We start from the raw sequence: 14,245 nt of genomic DNA, 5'->3' as shown, positions 1-14,245 counted from the left end.
TGGAGGGAGTCGGTCGGGTGCGGTCAACGCCCATGACTCCAGGGGGAGTTCACGCTGCACCACTCTGGCGCGCGTGCGATCACTTGGGCTACCGTCGGTAACACCTTGCCGTCGCAGCGGCATCTTTGGCGTCTCCCGCCCCCTCCGCACCCCCCTCCGCACCTCCTCCGGAAGGCACCCCATGGAGAATTCAGCAGCCACGGCTGCCATAACGCGCCGCCGTGCCCTGACGGTGGCGGGCGGCACGCTCGCCGGCGCCGCGCTGGCCCAGTCGGCCGGATCCGCCTTCGCCGCCTCGTCGTCGGACGCGGACGCGATCGTCGTCGGTGGCGGGCTCGCCGGTCTTGTCGCCACGGCGGAGCTTGCCGCGGCGGGCCGCAAGGTACTGCTCCTGGACCAGGAACCGGAGTCGAACCTCGGCGGCCAGGCGTTCTGGTCGTTCGGCGGTCTGTTCCTCGTCAACTCCGACGAGCAGAGACTCATGGGCATCAAGGACACCCAGGAGCTGGCCTGGCAGGACTGGCTGGGCACGGCAGGCTTCGACCGTGGGATCACCGACCCGAAGGGCCAGGACCACTGGGCCCACAAGTGGGCCGAGGCGTACGTGGACTTCGCGTCCGGTGAGAAGCGCTCCTGGCTCGCCGGTCTCGGGATGCAGTGGTTCCCGATCGTCGGCTGGGCCGAGCGGGGCGGCGGTCTCGCGGACGGGCACGGCAACTCCGTGCCCCGCTTCCACGTCACGTGGGGCACGGGACCGGCGGTCGTCGAGCCGTTCGAGAAGAAGGTGCGGGCCGCGGTCGAGAGCGGGAAGGTGACCTTCAAGTTCCGCCACCGCGTCGACGGGCTGGTGACCACGGGCGGTGCCGTCACCGGCGTACGCGGCGCGATCCTGGAGCCGAGCAGCGCCGCCCGCGGCAAGCCCAGCTCCCGCACGGTCGTCGGAGAGTTCGAGCTGCGCGCCCCGGTCGTGATCGTCACCTCCGGCGGCATCGGCGCCAACCACGATCTCGTACGGCAGAACTGGCCGGCCCGTCTCGGCACCCCACCCAAGACCATGATCACCGGAGTGCCGGCCCACGTGGACGGCCGCATGCTCGCGATCACCGAGAAGGCGGGCGGCCGGATCGTCAACCCGGATCGCATGTGGCACTACACCGAGGGCCTCCGGAACTACGACCCGATCTGGCCGGGCCACGGCATCCGCATCCTGCCCGGCCCGTCGTCCATGTGGTTCGACGCCACCGGTAAGCGCTTCAGCGCACCCGACATGCCGGGCTACGACACCCTCCACACGCTCAAGTCGATCACCGACACCGGGTACGACTACTCCTGGTTCGTGACCACCCAGAAGATCATCGCCAAGGAGTTCGCGCTCTCCGGCTCCGAGCAGAACCCGGACCTCACCGAGAAGAACATCTGGATGCTCCTCTCACGCATCTGGCAGACCCCTGAGCCGATCGAGAAGTTCAAGAAGAACGGCGTGGACTTCGTCGTCGCCACGACCCTGTCCGAACTCGTCCGCGGCATGAACAAGCTGACCGGGGACGGCCTGATCGACCTGAACGACCTCCAGCGGCAGATCGACGCGCGCGACCGGGAGATGGACAACCCCTACTCCAAGGACGCCCAGGTCATGGGCATCCGCAACGCCCTCTCCTACCCGGGGGACACCCTCAGCCGCACGGCCGCCGCCCACAAGATCATGGACAGCAGTGCCGGCCCGCTGATCGCCGTACGCCTCAACATCCTCACCCGCAAGACCCTCGGCGGCCTCCAGACCGACCTCTCCGGCCGCGTCTTGAACGCGGCCGGCGAAGCCGTACCCGGTCTGTACGCGGCCGGTGAGGTGTCGGGATTCGGCGGAGGCGGCGTCCACGGATACCGCTCCTTGGAGGGCACGTTCCTCGGCGGCTGCCTGTTCTCCGGCCGTGCGGCGGGACGGGCTGCGGCAGCGGCGACCGCGACCTGACGCCGACGCCGACGCGGAGCCGATGTGGTGCCGGCGCGGAGATCAGTCCCGCGCCGGTGCCTGGAGCTTGGCGAGCGTCAGTACGTCGCCGCCGATTCCCCACCCGCCGTCGGTGACCTCCTCGACCAGTACGAGGGTGGTGGCGCGGGCGCGTTCGCCGTAGATCTCGACATAGAGCTCGGTGGTGCGGGTGATGATCTGCTCCTTCTGCTTCTCGGTGAGGGTGTCGGCGGGCACCTTGAAGTTCGCGAACGGCATGTTCGATCTCATTCCTGCGATTGCTGATGGTTGCTGACTGTTATCGGTATTGGTGGCGCCGGAGGGGCGGCCGTCAGACGATGCCGCCGTTGGCCCGGACGACCTGTCCGTTGATCCAGTGGCCGGCCGGGGAGGCGAGGAACGCGACGGCCTCGGCGATGTCGGCAGGCGTGCCGAGGCGTTCCAGCGGAGGCTGCGCGGCCAGCCGGGCGACGGTCTCCTCGTCCTTGCCGTCGAGGAACAGGTCGGTCGCGGTGGGACCGGGGGCGACGGCGTTCACCGTCACGTCCCGGCCGCGCAGTTCGCGGGCGAGGATCATCGTCAGCGCCTCCACCGCTCCCTTGCTCGCGCTGTAGGCCCCGTACGTGGGAAACGCGAGACCGACGACGGACGTGGAGAAGGTGATGATGGTGCCGCCAGGCCGGAGCCGCCGGGCGGCCTGCTGGGCGACGACGAACGTGCCGCGGATGTTGGTGCGGTGCAGCGCGTCCAGATCCGCCAGGTCCAGGTCGACGACGGCCGCCGTGTGGGCCCGGCCCGCCGCGTGGACGACCACGTCGACACCGCCGTACGTGGACTCGGCCAAGTCGAACAGCGCGGACATGTCGTCCTCGTCGGCGACGTCCCCGCGTACGGCGACGGCCCGGCCGCCGGCGGCGGTGACCTCGTTGACCGCGGCTTCGGCGAGGTCCGCGTTGCCCGAGTAGCCGGCCACGACCGCGAACCCGTCGGACGCCAGGCGCGCCACGGCCCGGCGGCCGATGCCGCGTGAGCCGCCGGTGACGACGGCGACGCGGGGGTGGGCATTCGGAATGGACATGATGGCGATGGCTCCTTGCTGAGGTGTCTGCGGTATCGGCGAGCGCTGTTCCGCGGCTTTCTCCGCGGGCGCCCGAGGTCCACCATCGACGGCCCTTCCCGCGTCAACCAGGGCTGTCTCCACCCTGGGGTCGGCATCCCCTGGCTCCGGATCCGCGCGCGAGTGAGGATGGCGGGGTGACGTTTCCCGAACTGGCGGCATTCCTGAAGTCCCGGCGCGATCGTGTGAAGCCGGGTGATGTGGGGCTGCCGGTCGGCCCCCGCAGGCGCGTACCGGGGCTGCGCCGGGAGGAGGTCGCCCAGCTGGCGGGCCTGTCGGCGGACTACTACACCGAACTGGAGCAGGGGCGCGGCGCCCAGCCCTCGGAGCAGACCCTGGCAGCTCTCGCCCGCGCTCTGCGGCTGGCCGGCGACGAGCGCGACCACCTCTACCACCTCGCGGACCGGCGAGTCCCCCCGGCCGCGCACGGTCCCGCCGCCCATGTCCAGCCGGCGCTCCTCCGCCTCCTCGACCAGCTCACCGGTACGCCCGCGCAGGTCATCACCGACCTCCACGAGACGCTCGTCCAGAACGAGGCGGCCGCTGCCCTGATCGGCCGCCCTCCGGCCGTCCGCGGACCGGCGGCCGGCTTCGTCTTCCGCTGGTTCACCGACCCCGCGGCCCGCTCCATCTATCCGGCCCCGGACCACCCCCGCCAGTCCCGCGCCTTCGTGGCGGACCTTCAGGTGGTCGCCGCCCGACGGGGCCGCGACGCCGAGGTGACCCGGATGATTCGCGAACTACGCCGACGCAGTACGGAGTTCACGGAGCTGTGGGACACCCACGACGTCGGCCTGCGCAGGAACGACCACAAACGCATCGTCCACCCCGGCCTCGGCGTCATCGAGGTCGAGTGCCTCACCCTCTTCAGCGAGGACGGCCGCCAGCGCCTCCTCTGGTTCACGGCCCCGCCCGGCAGCCGCGCCGCCGAGCAACTGCGGCTCCTGTCCGTCATCGGCACCCAGGACATGACTGAACCGATCCCTCTCCGGCCGTGAACCAAACTCACGGCGACGCGTGCCCCAACCCTTCAACTGCCTTGCGGCGAACGCCGTAATGTGACCGGTCATGAAAGGTTCGGTTCGGTTCATGAGGGGCTCAGGGGTATGGGGGACGGCGGCTCGTTAGGTGACCTCGTGGTCGCGGCGCGGGACCGGGCGTTCGTCGGGCGGGCGGCGGAACGGGCGATGTTCCGGTCCGCGTTGGCGGGGGACCCCCACGGTTCTCCGGTGCTGTATCTGCACGGGCCCGGCGGGATCGGCAAGTCCACGCTGCTGAGGCGGTTCGCGCTGGAGGCGCGGGAGGCGGGACGGCTGGTCGTCGAGGTCGACGGCCGTACGGTTCCGGCGACGCCCGACGACTTCGAGCAGGCCGTGGGAAAGGCGATCGGCGAGCCCGGATCGGTGCTCCTGGTCGACGCGTTCGAGCACTGCCAGGGCCTGGAGCACTGGTTGTGGGAGCACTTCCTGCCGCGGCTGCCGCTGGGCACGGTCGCGGTGGTCGCCGGGCGCTCGGCCCCCGATCCGCGCTGGGTCGCCGACCCGGGATGGGCGGACCTGATGCACGTCGTACCGCTGCGGAACCTGGCCCGGGGCGACGCCGCCACCTTCCTGCGGGTACGCGGCGTCCCGGACGGGGCACACCACGCGCTGCTGTCCTTCACCGGCGGCAATCCGCTGGCCCTGTCCCTGGCCGCCGCTCTCGTCGTGCGGCAGGACGCGGACGGTACGGCCCGGGCGGCAGACTGGGCACCCGGCCGGGACGTGATCGCGACGCTGCTGCCACGACTCGTCGGCGATCCGCCGAGCCCCGCACACCGCACAGCCCTGGAGGTCTGCGCCCAGGCCGACGTCACCTCCGAGGCCCTTCTGAGGGCGATGATGGGCGAGCGCGCCCCCGAGCTGTTCGCCTGGCTGCGCACCCAGCCCTTCATCGAATCCACCCCGGCGGGGCTCTTTCCGCACGACGTGGTGCGCGAGGTACTGGCAGCCGACCTGCGCTGGCGCGACCCGGACGGGTTCGCCGCCCTGCGCCGACGGATGTACGAGTACCTGCTCGGCCGGGTCCGGGAGGCGTCCGCCGCGCAGATCCTCCCGGCGATGCAGGCACTCGTGTACCTGCACCGAACCCTCGGCCACCTCGCGCAGGCCTTCGAGTGGCACTCCCACGGCCTGGTGCGGGAACTCCCGTGCACTCCCGCCGACGAGAGACGCGTGGTGGAACTGGTCCACGAGGCGGAGGGCCCCGAGTCCGCCGCGCTCGCCCGGTTCTGGCTGGACCGGCAGCCCGAGGCGTTCGTCGTGTACCGGTCGACCGGCACCGACGACATCGTTGCTCTCTCCGCCTGGCTGCAACTCGCCGAGCCGGAGGGGGAGGACGTCGATCCGGTGGTGGCCGCCGCCTGGGCCCATGTGCGTACGGCCGGGCCGTTGCGAGCGGGGGAGCGCATTGCCGTCGCGCGATTCCATGTCGACCCGCAGGCGTACCAGCGGCCTTCGGCCTCCATGAACCTGATCCAGTGGCGGGTGATCGGGGAGATCGTCCGGTCCGACGATCTCGCGTGGTCGTTTGCCGTGATGCGGGACGACGGCTTCTGGAACGATTTTCTCGAACGCAGCGACATGCTGCCGACCGACGCCAGACCCGTGGTCGGCGACCACGGATACCGTCTGTTCGCCCACGACTGGCGTACCCGGCCCGCCCTGGCCTGGATGGTGGAGAAGAACAAGGCCCTGCTGGCCGGCGCCGGCATCGATGTCGGCACCGGCACCCATCCGGTCGACGCCACCTGTGAGTTGGCGCCTTCGGCCCCGGGCGGAACTCCGCGGGAAGGGACGGACTACGTCGTGCTGTCCCGGCGGGAGTTCGACACCGCGGTGCGGGACGCCCTGCGCGCGCTGTGGTGGCCCAACGAACTCGCGGCCAACCCCCTCAGCCGCAGCCGCCTGGTCGCGGCGCACGGCCAGAGCCTTCACGACGTCCTGCTGTGCGCCATCGACACCGTGCTGGCCGAGCGCGGAGGGGAGAAACGACACCGCGTCGTCATGACCACGTACAGCAAGGCCGCGCCCACCCAGGAGGCGGTGGCCAGACGCCTGGGGATGTCCTTCAGCACCTACCGGCGGCATCTGACGGCCGCGGTGAAGCGCGTCAGTGATGTGCTGTGGAGTCATGAACTGAGCGGAGAGCCGATGGTGCCCGTCGGTCGGGACGTCACGCCGGACCAGCGGGACGGGCCGCCGCTCGAAGCGCCGGGCCCGGGTTGACCGGGTGCGGCCCGGGCCCGATCAACCGGCGGGCCCTTCAGACGCGCATGCTCCGGCTGGGCGAGCGCCTGACGCCGTACGGGCCGTCGGTCACCAGCACCGTCCCGTGGGGCAGGACCACGTACACGGGCATCAGCGGCTGGTCGGGCGGCAACGGCAATGTGCCCCGCCCGACGGCCAGTTGACGCTTCACTCGCTCGCGCCCGCTCACCCCGGCCGCCTCATCCCGCGGCGTGGACCGGATGCCGTGCCGGGCGCCCGGCCAGCAGCCGAAGGCACGCCACCGGACGGTCGCGTACCGGACGGCGGGCGACCGAGGCGCCGCGGGCCGTCACCGACGCCAGTCGCTGGTGGTGCAGGTCCAGGATGAAACGCATCAGCCGCCGGTGCTCCTCGGAGCAGTGCTCCAGGAGCACGGTGGCCTCGTGGAGCGTGGCGCGCGCCGCCTCGACGGTGGCCGCGACCAGCGCGCGGACTCCGGGCAGGTCGCGCCCTTTTTCGAGGTCGGCGCGCGTGATGCCGTGCCGGTCGAGATCGCTGAGGGGCAGATACAGCCGTCCGCCGCGCAGGTCCTCCGACAGGTCGGTGAGGATGTCCGTGCGCTGGGCGGCGTCGGCGAACAGCCGGCAGGAAGCGGCGAACTCGGCGCTTCCGCCCCCGAGATGGGCCAGCCCCGACGTGATCATCAGGAACGGCCAGGTGAGCTGTTCCACATAGCGCTGGTAGTCGGCCTCGGTCTCGAACCCGGAGAAGTCGAGGTCGATCCGCGCACCCTCCAGGTACGAGTCGACCCAGCGGCGCGGCAGTTCACGCTCCGCCGCGGTGTGCAGGAACGCCCGCAGGAGGGGATGCCCGGCGCTTCCCGTACTCAGCGCCGTACGCACCTGCTCCGCCCACGTGTCGTAGTGCCGCGTGCGTTCCTGGACCGTCCCCCGGTCGCAGACGTCGTCGGTGAACGCCGCGAACGCGTACCCGGCCAGCACATGGGGCTGATGGGAGGCGGGGACCAGCAGCCGCACCGCCAGATAGCCGGCCGGCTCACGGCGCTGCATGAAACGCGCGACCTTCATGTAGTCGTCACGCAGAGCGCCCTGGTGCGCTCCTGCCGATTCCAGACAACTCCGCCAGGTCCGCACGTACGTCTCCCACGCGATGGTTCCTTTTTATAACTAAAGAACGCGCAGGCTATCAGTCACGCTTTTCGCGCTGCTCACCGGCGGCGGCGCAGGGTGAACGCCGCGCCCGCCGTGATCAGCAGTCCGGCCGCGCCGCCCGCGACGAGAGGCAGGGCCAGGGCCTGGCTGTCGTCGTCGGAGTCGGGCGAGGAGACCGCCTCGCCGGGCGCGTCGGTCACGGTGACCGACGGTTCCACGGGGGCGCTGGTGGCCTCGGCCGGGGACTCCGCCGGCGTGGGAGTCGCCGCGGTCTTGGTGGGGGCGGCCTTCGTCGGTGTCGCCGCGGGCTCGTTCGACGCGGACCCGCCGGCCCCCTCCGTCTCCTTCTCCTTCGCCGCCGGGAAGACCACGTCCGAGCACGAGTAGTACGTGTCCGGCGTGCTCGTGTTCTGCCAGATCGTGTAGAGCAGATGGCGTCCGGTGCGGTCGGACGGCAGCTTGGCCCTGATCCGGTAGGCGCCGTTCACGAGCGCCGGGTCGGTCGCCGTGGCGAAGGGCTGCGTCGGCAGGTCGGACCAGGTCAGGGGCTTCGTCGGGTCGTAGCCCTCCTTGGTCAGGAAGAGCTTGAACGAGCCCGTGTGCGGAATCGTCGACCGGTAGGTGAGCGTCATGTTCGACCCGCCGGTCAGTCTGGTCGACGGCCAGTCGGCGCGGGCCAGATCGAGGCCCCGGTAGGCGGCGATGCCCCCGCTGCACAGCTTGCCGTCGGGGACGACCTGGCGGTCCCGGCCGTTGACGCCCGCGAGGCGCAGATTGTCGAAGGCCGCGATCCCGGAGGAGGTGGCCGCCCGGCACGCCGCCGACTGCGACTGCTGACCGCCGGGGGAGCAGGCCACCACCCGGCTCACGGGGTCCGTCGGCGCGCCGTGCGCGGCGGCGGGCCCGGCGGCCCACACCGCGAGCAGGAGCGGGGCCGTCCCGAGGAGGGCGGCGGTGCGGTGTGCGGTCATGGGTCGGGTCCTCCTAGCACGGCAGACGGGTCGGGCCCGCTGCCCCTGAAGTACGGGGATCACGCGAAACCCGTTCAACGCCCCCGTACGGGCGATCAATACGCGCCACCCGGCGCCCGCGCGGCTGGAATGGAGCCGTGACCGCGCCCCCGGACGACTGCCTTGCGCGCAACGAGTGGATCTGCGGTGAATACCTCAGCACCCGCCGCGACATCCTCCTCGACGCGGTCGGCCAGCACCTCCAGCTGACGGCGCTCTCCGTCCTCATCGGGCTGGCTTTCGCCGTGCCACTGGCCGTGCTGGCGCGCCGCTGGGGCTGGGCGGCGGGCCCGGTGCTCGCCGTGACGACGATCCTCTACACGATCCCCTCGCTCGCCATGTTCTCGCTGCTCCTGCCGGTCTACGGGCTGTCGGAGGCCCTCGTGGTGGCCGGTCTCGTCCTGTATTCGCTGACCCTGCTCGTACGGAACATCCTGGCCGGACTGCGGGCCGTGCCCGAGGAGACCCGGCAGGCGGCCCGCGGCATGGGATACGGGCCCATCCGTCTGCTGCTCACCGTGGAGCTGCCGCTCGCCCTGCCCGCCGCCATGGCCGGGCTGCGGATCGCCACCGTCTCGGCGGTGTCGCTGGCCACGGTCGGCGCGATCGTCGGCTTCGGAGGGCTCGGCAACCTCATCTACTCGGGCATGAACACCTTCTTCAAGGCGCAGGTCCTCACCGCGTCCGTGCTCTGTGTCGTCATCGCGGTCGTCGCCGATCTGCTGCTGCTCGGTGTGCAGTGGCTGATCACCCCGTGGACCCGGGCGGCCCGGGGGTGAACACACTGGCCGACGCCTGGGACTGGCTCACCGACTCCGCGAACTGGGCGGGCGGCGACGGCGTCTGGCACCGGCTCACCCAGCACCTCGTGCTGACCGTGGTCTGCCTCGTCATCAGCTGTCTGATCGCGCTGCCGGTCGCCCTCGTCCTCGGCCACCTCGGCAAGGGCGGCGCACTCGCCGTCAACATCTCGAACGTCGGCCGCGCGATCCCCACCTTCGCCGTCCTGGTCCTGCTGCTCCTCACCCCCATCGGCAAGTGGGGCGAGGGCCCGACGGTCGTCGCGCTCGTCCTGTTCGCCGTGCCACCGCTGCTCACCAACGCGTACGTCGGGATGCGCGAGGTCGACCGTGATGTCGTGCGGGCCTCGCGAGGGATGGGCATGACCGGGCGACAGATGCTGTGGCAGATCGAGGTGCCGCTCGCGATGCCGATGATCCTCAACGGGGTGCGCATCGCGGCCGTCCAGCTCGTCGCCACCGCCACGATCGCCGCGCTCGCGGGCGGTGGCGGGCTCGGACGCATCATCACGGCCGGGTTCAACCTCGCGAGTACGCCCCAGGTCGTCGCCGGAGCCGTCCTCGTGGCCGTCTTCGCGCTGTTCGTCGAAGGGGTCTTCGAGGTGGCCGAGCGACTGGCACCCAAGAGGGGCGCGCGATGAGGCGGCGCGCCGCACTGGCGGGCCTGCTCCTGTTGACCGGCTGCGCCTCCGGCCCGTCCCTGGAGACCCAGGGCGAGGTCACGGAGCCGCCCGGCGACAGCAAGCATCTGACCATCGGCTCGGCAGGCTTCACCGAGAGCGATCTGCTCGCCACCATGTACGGGCTGCTGCTGAACGAGTCCGGCTACAAGACGTCGACGCTCACCGTCGCCAACCGCGAACTGTACGAACCCGCCCTGGAGTCGGGGCAGATCGACGTCGTCGCCGAGTACGCGGCGACCTTCGCCGACTGGCTCAACGCCAAGACCAACGGGGCGGACGCGCCGGCCGTCGGCTCGCCCGACCTGAAGGCCACGATGACGGCGCTGCGAAAGCTGGCCACCCCGCGAGGGCTCACCGTCCTCGACCCCGGTCTGGCGGTCGACCAGAACGCCTTCGCGGTGACCGCCGCGTACGCACGGCAGCACGACCTCAAGACCCTGAGCGACCTCGGCAGGTCCGACCTCGAAGTGCGGCTCGCGGCGGGCGACGAGTGCGTACAACGCCCCTATTGCGAACCGGGGTTGAGGAAGACGTACGGCATCGACGTCACCGGTGTGGACCCAAAGGGCGTCGGTACCACGCAGGCGAAACGGGCCGTGCAGAACGGTCAGGACCAGATGGTGCTCACCACCACGACGGACGCGACGCTCGACGAGTTCGGACTCGTCCTGCTCGCGGACGACAAGGATCTGCAGAACGCCGACTACATCGTGCCGGTCGTGAACCGCTCCCGGGCGGGCAGCGAGGGCGCGACCGGGGCACTGGACAGGCTCAACGACGTACTCACCACCGCCGATCTGGCGTCCATGAACGAGCAGGTCGACAGCTGGCGCCGCCTGCCGGAGGACGTGGCGCGCACGTACTTGGAGGACAAGGGCCTGCTGAAGTGAGCACCGGGACGAGCCCGGGGAAAGCTCCCTAGGCGTCCGCCACCGAGTCGAACTCCACCTGGCCCCGCGCCACGCCCAGGGCGTCCGCGTCCACCGACCGTCGCAGCGCCTCGTGCAGCTTCGCGGGAGTCAGTACGCCGAGGAATCGCGCGCCCTCCAGCACGGCGACCCACCCGGCGTCGTGCTGGAGCATCACACCGAAGGCCTGTTTCAGCGGGGCGCCCACCGGTACCCAGGAGTTCATGCGGTGGGCGAGGTCGCCGACCGTGCCGCCCGCGGCGAGCTCGTCGACGCCGACCCAGCCGTGCAACTCGTCGTCGGAGTCCAGGACGACGGCCCAGCGGGCGCCCTCCGTGTTCAGCCGGGCGGCGGCCCGCTCGGCCGGCTCGTCGAGGCGCGCGACCGGCGGCTGCTCCAGGTCGGCGGGCTCGATCTCGGTCACCGACAGCCGCTTCAGGCCCCGGTCGGCGCCCACGAACTCGGCCACGTACGGAGTCGCCGGGGTGCCCAGCACCGCCCCGGGCGTGTCGAACTGCTCGATGCGCCCCTGCCCGTACACCGCGATGCGGTCGCCGAGCCGGACGGCCTCCTCGATGTCGTGCGTGACCAGCAGGACCGTCTTGCGCACGGTGGCCTGCATCCGCAGGAACTCGTCCTGCAACTGCTCGCGCACCACGGGGTCGACCGCGCCGAACGGTTCGTCCATGAGCAGCACGGGCGGGTCGGCGGCGAGGGCCCGCGCCACGCCGACACGCTGGCGCTGACCGCCCGACAGCTGGTCCGGATAGCGCGAGCCGAACGTCTTCGGGTCCAGACCGACCAGGTCGAGCAGCTCGGCCGCCCGCGCCCTGGCCTTCGCCTTCTTCCAGCCCACGAGTGTCGGCACGGTCGCCGTGTTGTCGAGGACCGTGCGGTGCGGGAAGAGGCCCACCTGCTGGATGACGTACCCGATCCGGCGCCTGAGCTTCACGGGGTCCACCGCCGCGATGTCCTCGCCGTCCACGAGGATCCGGCCGGACGTCGGCTCGATGAGGCGGTTCACCATCATCATGGTCGTCGTCTTGCCGCAGCCGGACGGGCCCACGAGCGTGACGAGTTCGCCCTCGGACACCTCGAACGAGAGGCCGTCCACGGCCGTCGTGCCGTCCGGATAGCGCTTGGTGACCTGCTCGAACCGGATCATGGCCTCACGCTAACCGCGTCCGTCACTCTCCGCTCACCAGCACCACCTCAAGGGTGCGCGGCCCGTGCACCCCCTCGACCCGGTCGAGTTCGATGTCACTGGTGGCGGACGGCCCGGAGATCCAGGTCAGCGGACGGGCCGGGTCGAGGCGCTCCAGACCCGGGGGCACGGAGGACACGACCTGGTCGGGGACGCGTACGACACAGATGTGGTGGTCCGGCACCAGGGTGATCCGGCGGCGGCCCTGGTCCGGGCCGCCGTCCAGGACGATGGTGCCGGTCTCGGCGATCGCGACCGCGCACGCGGTGACGACACTGTCCACGCGGTCCAGTTCGGCCGGGGTGCTGTCGAGCCGGTCCGGAACCCGCATCACGTCGGTGGCCGCGAGCCACTCCGGGTCGAGGCCCGTCGGTACGACGACCGACGTCGAACCCCGCTCGGCCAGCAGCCCCGCGATCGTCGCCGCCAGCCCATCGGCCGCACAGCGGTGCACCTGCGCCCGGTAGTCCGCCAGGTTCTCCGCGAGCAGATCCACCGTTTCCGCGACACTCCGGTCCCCGTGCTCGCGCAGATACCCGCGCTCGAAGGCCTGGTCGTACGGCGTGTCGTCCCGTGGCACGTCCGCCAGCGCGCGCCGCACCCGGGCCAGGATCAGATCCCTGCTGCTCACTTCGACGTGTCCTTTCCGCCATGCGTCCGCTGCCACCAGTCGCGGAACGGCTCCGCCGGAACCGTCGGCAGCGCCCGGGTCTCGCTCCACGCCTTGCCGGGCCCGGGCAGCGTCCGCGGATGGAAGCGGCGGGTCCGGGACGCGAGCCGCTGGCCGGTGCGCAGCGCGCCCGGGTGACCGAAGGCCCACCGCGCCGCGCGCATCGCCGCCCGCTCGGCGGCATGCCCCTTCGCGGGCTTGAGCACGACCTTGGCGCCGCCCCGGGTCACGACACCGCCCTCGACGACCCGCTCCCGCAGATGCACCAGCACCTCCGGGATGTCGATGGCCACCGGGCACACGTCGTAGCAGGCACCGCACAGCGAGGACGCGTACGGGAGCGAGGCGTCGATCTCGCTCTGTGTGCCCCGGAGTTGGGGGCTGAGGATCGCGCCGATCGGGCCCGGGTAGACCGAGCCGTACGCGTGACCGCCCGCCCGCTCGTACACCGGGCAGACGTTGAGGCACGCCGAGCAGCGGATGCAGCGCAGGGCCTGGCGGCCGACCTCGTCGGCGAGCGTGTCGGTGCGGCCGTTGTCGATGAGGACCAGGTGGAAGGTCTGGGGACCGTCAGCCGTCTCGGAGTCTGTCGTGCCCGTCCAGGTGGAGGTGTACGGGTTCATGCGCTCGGCCGTGGAGGAGCGGGGGAGCGTCTGGAGGAAGACCTCCAGGTCCTGCCAGGTCGGCACGATCTTCTCGATGCCGACGACCGAGATCAGCGTCTCGGGGAGGGTCAGGCACATCCGGCCGTTGCCCTCGGACTCCACGACGACCAGTGTGCCGGTCTCGGCGACCATGAAGTTGGCGCCGGAGATGCCGACCTTGGCGCGCAGGAACTTCTCGCGCAGGTGCACGCGCGCGGCCTCCGCCAGTTCGGCGGGGGTGTCGGTCAGGCCCTCCGGCGCCGGGCGGCCCCACTCGCTCATCTCGCGCGCGAAGATGTCACGGATCTCGCCGCGGTTGCGGTGGATGGCCGGGACGAGGATGTGGGAGGGCCGGTCCTTGCCCAACTGCACGATCAGCTCGGCGAGATCGGTCTCGTAGGCGTGGATGCCCTCGGCTTCGAGCGCCTCGTTGAGACCGATCTCCTGCGTGGCCATCGACTTGACCTTGACGACCTCGCTCTCGCCCGTCGCCTTGACGAGGTATGTCACGATCCGGTTGGCCTCTTCCGCGTCGGCGGCCCAGTGCACGGTGCCGCCGGCCGCCGTGACCGACTCCTCCAACTGGACCAGGTACCGGTCGAGATGACGGAGCGTGTGGTCCTTGATCTGCTTGCCGGCCTCGCGCAGCTCGGCCCAGTCGGAGACCTCCGCGACCGCGTTCGCGCGCTTGGCGCGGATGGTGTGGGTGGCGTGGCGCAGATTGCCGCGCAGGGTCTGGTTGTGGACGGCCTCGTGTGCGGCCTTCGGGAAGGACGGCATTCCGACGAAAGTCCCACCGCTCATGCGCCCGGCTCCTCTC

At 71.2% G+C, this 14,245-nt stretch carries 14 protein-coding genes; 6 read left to right on the top strand and 8 right to left on the bottom strand.

Going from position 1 to position 14,245, the window contains the following annotated elements:
* The first annotated feature begins 181 nt into the window (after positions 1 to 181).
* The gene (locus ACIBEI_RS01945) at positions 182 to 1,969 is read left to right on the top strand and encodes an FAD-binding dehydrogenase (protein WP_398884063.1); all 1,788 of its coding nucleotides are present in this window, start codon (positions 182 to 184) and stop codon (positions 1,967 to 1,969) included.
* A gap of 42 nt (positions 1,970 to 2,011) precedes the next feature.
* On the opposite strand, the gene ACIBEI_RS01940 is transcribed toward ACIBEI_RS01945, so the two are convergent.
* A complete protein-coding gene (locus ACIBEI_RS01940) occupies positions 2,012 to 2,227 on the bottom strand; it encodes a tautomerase family protein (RefSeq protein ID WP_398884061.1) in 216 nt (71 codons plus the stop codon).
* Between the two features lie 73 nt (positions 2,228 to 2,300).
* The gene (locus ACIBEI_RS01935) at positions 2,301 to 3,047 is read right to left on the bottom strand and encodes an SDR family oxidoreductase (RefSeq protein WP_398884059.1); all 747 of its coding nucleotides are present in this window, start codon (positions 3,045 to 3,047) and stop codon (positions 2,301 to 2,303) included.
* 176 nt (positions 3,048 to 3,223) lie between these two features.
* On the opposite strand from ACIBEI_RS01935, the gene ACIBEI_RS01930 reads away from it, so the two are divergent.
* Together ACIBEI_RS01930 and ACIBEI_RS01925 are read left to right on the top strand one after the other, a co-directional pair.
* The gene (locus ACIBEI_RS01930) at positions 3,224 to 4,084 is read left to right on the top strand and encodes a helix-turn-helix transcriptional regulator (RefSeq protein ID WP_398884057.1); all 861 of its coding nucleotides are present in this window, start codon (positions 3,224 to 3,226) and stop codon (positions 4,082 to 4,084) included.
* Between the two features lie 138 nt (positions 4,085 to 4,222).
* Positions 4,223 to 6,352, top strand: a complete 2,130-nt coding sequence (locus ACIBEI_RS01925; RefSeq protein ID WP_398884055.1) for an ATP-binding protein — start codon at positions 4,223 to 4,225, stop codon at positions 6,350 to 6,352.
* 37 nt (positions 6,353 to 6,389) lie between these two features.
* Here ACIBEI_RS01925 and ACIBEI_RS01920 read toward each other — a convergent pair whose 3' ends face one another.
* The 3 genes from ACIBEI_RS01920 to ACIBEI_RS01910 form a co-directional block, all read right to left on the bottom strand.
* Positions 6,390 to 6,563: a hypothetical protein gene (locus tag ACIBEI_RS01920; protein WP_398884053.1), complete on the bottom strand. Its 174-nt coding sequence runs from the start codon at positions 6,561 to 6,563 to the stop codon at positions 6,390 to 6,392.
* Positions 6,564 to 6,573: 10 nt separating this feature from the next.
* On the bottom strand, positions 6,574 to 7,488 hold the full coding sequence (locus tag ACIBEI_RS01915) for a squalene/phytoene synthase family protein (protein ID WP_398884051.1): 915 nt from the start codon (positions 7,486 to 7,488) through the stop codon (positions 6,574 to 6,576).
* A gap of 74 nt (positions 7,489 to 7,562) precedes the next feature.
* Complete coding sequence (locus tag ACIBEI_RS01910; RefSeq protein ID WP_398884049.1) at positions 7,563 to 8,477, bottom strand: lytic polysaccharide monooxygenase; 915 nt, start codon at positions 8,475 to 8,477, stop codon at positions 7,563 to 7,565.
* 137 nt (positions 8,478 to 8,614) lie between these two features.
* Here ACIBEI_RS01910 and ACIBEI_RS01905 point away from each other — a divergent pair, with 137 nt between their 5' ends.
* Genes ACIBEI_RS01905 through ACIBEI_RS01895 form a run of 3 tightly spaced genes read left to right on the top strand, consistent with a single transcriptional unit; the run spans position 8,615 to position 10,889 of the window.
* On the top strand, positions 8,615 to 9,295 hold the full coding sequence (locus ACIBEI_RS01905; protein WP_398884047.1) for an ABC transporter permease: 681 nt from the start codon (positions 8,615 to 8,617) through the stop codon (positions 9,293 to 9,295).
* On the top strand, positions 9,292 to 9,957 hold the full coding sequence (locus tag ACIBEI_RS01900; RefSeq protein ID WP_398884045.1) for an ABC transporter permease: 666 nt from the start codon (positions 9,292 to 9,294) through the stop codon (positions 9,955 to 9,957). The genes ACIBEI_RS01905 and ACIBEI_RS01900 overlap by 4 nt, the downstream gene beginning before the upstream one ends.
* Positions 9,954 to 10,889, top strand: coding sequence for an ABC transporter substrate-binding protein (locus tag ACIBEI_RS01895; RefSeq protein WP_398884043.1), 936 nt, complete (start codon positions 9,954 to 9,956; stop codon positions 10,887 to 10,889). Before ACIBEI_RS01900 ends, ACIBEI_RS01895 begins: the two co-directional genes overlap by 4 nt.
* Positions 10,890 to 10,917: 28 nt before the next feature.
* On the opposite strand, the gene ACIBEI_RS01890 is transcribed toward ACIBEI_RS01895, so the two are convergent.
* Genes ACIBEI_RS01890 through ACIBEI_RS01880 form a run of 3 tightly spaced genes read right to left on the bottom strand, consistent with a single transcriptional unit; the run spans position 10,918 to position 14,229 of the window.
* Positions 10,918 to 12,072, bottom strand: coding sequence for a betaine/proline/choline family ABC transporter ATP-binding protein (locus tag ACIBEI_RS01890; RefSeq protein WP_398884042.1), 1,155 nt, complete (start codon positions 12,070 to 12,072; stop codon positions 10,918 to 10,920).
* Between the two features lie 22 nt (positions 12,073 to 12,094).
* Positions 12,095 to 12,742 carry a lactate utilization protein C gene (locus ACIBEI_RS01885; RefSeq protein WP_398884040.1) on the bottom strand — a complete coding sequence of 216 codons (648 nt, stop codon included), beginning with the start codon at positions 12,740 to 12,742 and terminating at the stop codon, positions 12,095 to 12,097.
* Entirely contained in the window at positions 12,739 to 14,229 is a 1,491-nt protein-coding gene (locus ACIBEI_RS01880) for a LutB/LldF family L-lactate oxidation iron-sulfur protein (protein ID WP_398884038.1), read from the bottom strand. Before ACIBEI_RS01880 ends, ACIBEI_RS01885 begins: the two co-directional genes overlap by 4 nt.
* Positions 14,230 to 14,245: the final 16 nt, after the last annotated feature.

Source organism: Streptomyces sp. NPDC050988 (assembly GCF_044456225.1).
In the GTDB taxonomy this organism is placed as follows: domain Bacteria; phylum Actinomycetota; class Actinomycetes; order Streptomycetales; family Streptomycetaceae; genus Streptomyces.
Note: the sequence above shows the minus strand (reverse complement) of the source record. Positions and strands in the feature narration are given on the sequence as shown.

Coding starts and splice junctions, on each gene's coding strand:
- ACIBEI_RS01935 (WP_398884059.1), bottom strand. CDS start 3,047: ATGTCCATTCCGAATGCCCACCCCCGCGTCGCCGTCGTCACCGGCGGC.
- ACIBEI_RS01940 (WP_398884061.1), bottom strand. CDS start 2,227: ATGCCGTTCGCGAACTTCAAGGTGCCCGCCGACACCCTCACCGAGAAG.
- ACIBEI_RS01880 (WP_398884038.1), bottom strand. CDS start 14,229: ATGAGCGGTGGGACTTTCGTCGGAATGCCGTCCTTCCCGAAGGCCGCA.
- ACIBEI_RS01890 (WP_398884042.1), bottom strand. CDS start 12,072: ATGATCCGGTTCGAGCAGGTCACCAAGCGCTATCCGGACGGCACGACG.
- ACIBEI_RS01895 (WP_398884043.1), top strand. CDS start 9,954: ATGAGGCGGCGCGCCGCACTGGCGGGCCTGCTCCTGTTGACCGGCTGC.
- ACIBEI_RS01910 (WP_398884049.1), bottom strand. CDS start 8,477: ATGACCGCACACCGCACCGCCGCCCTCCTCGGGACGGCCCCGCTCCTG.
- ACIBEI_RS01945 (WP_398884063.1), top strand. CDS start 182: ATGGAGAATTCAGCAGCCACGGCTGCCATAACGCGCCGCCGTGCCCTG.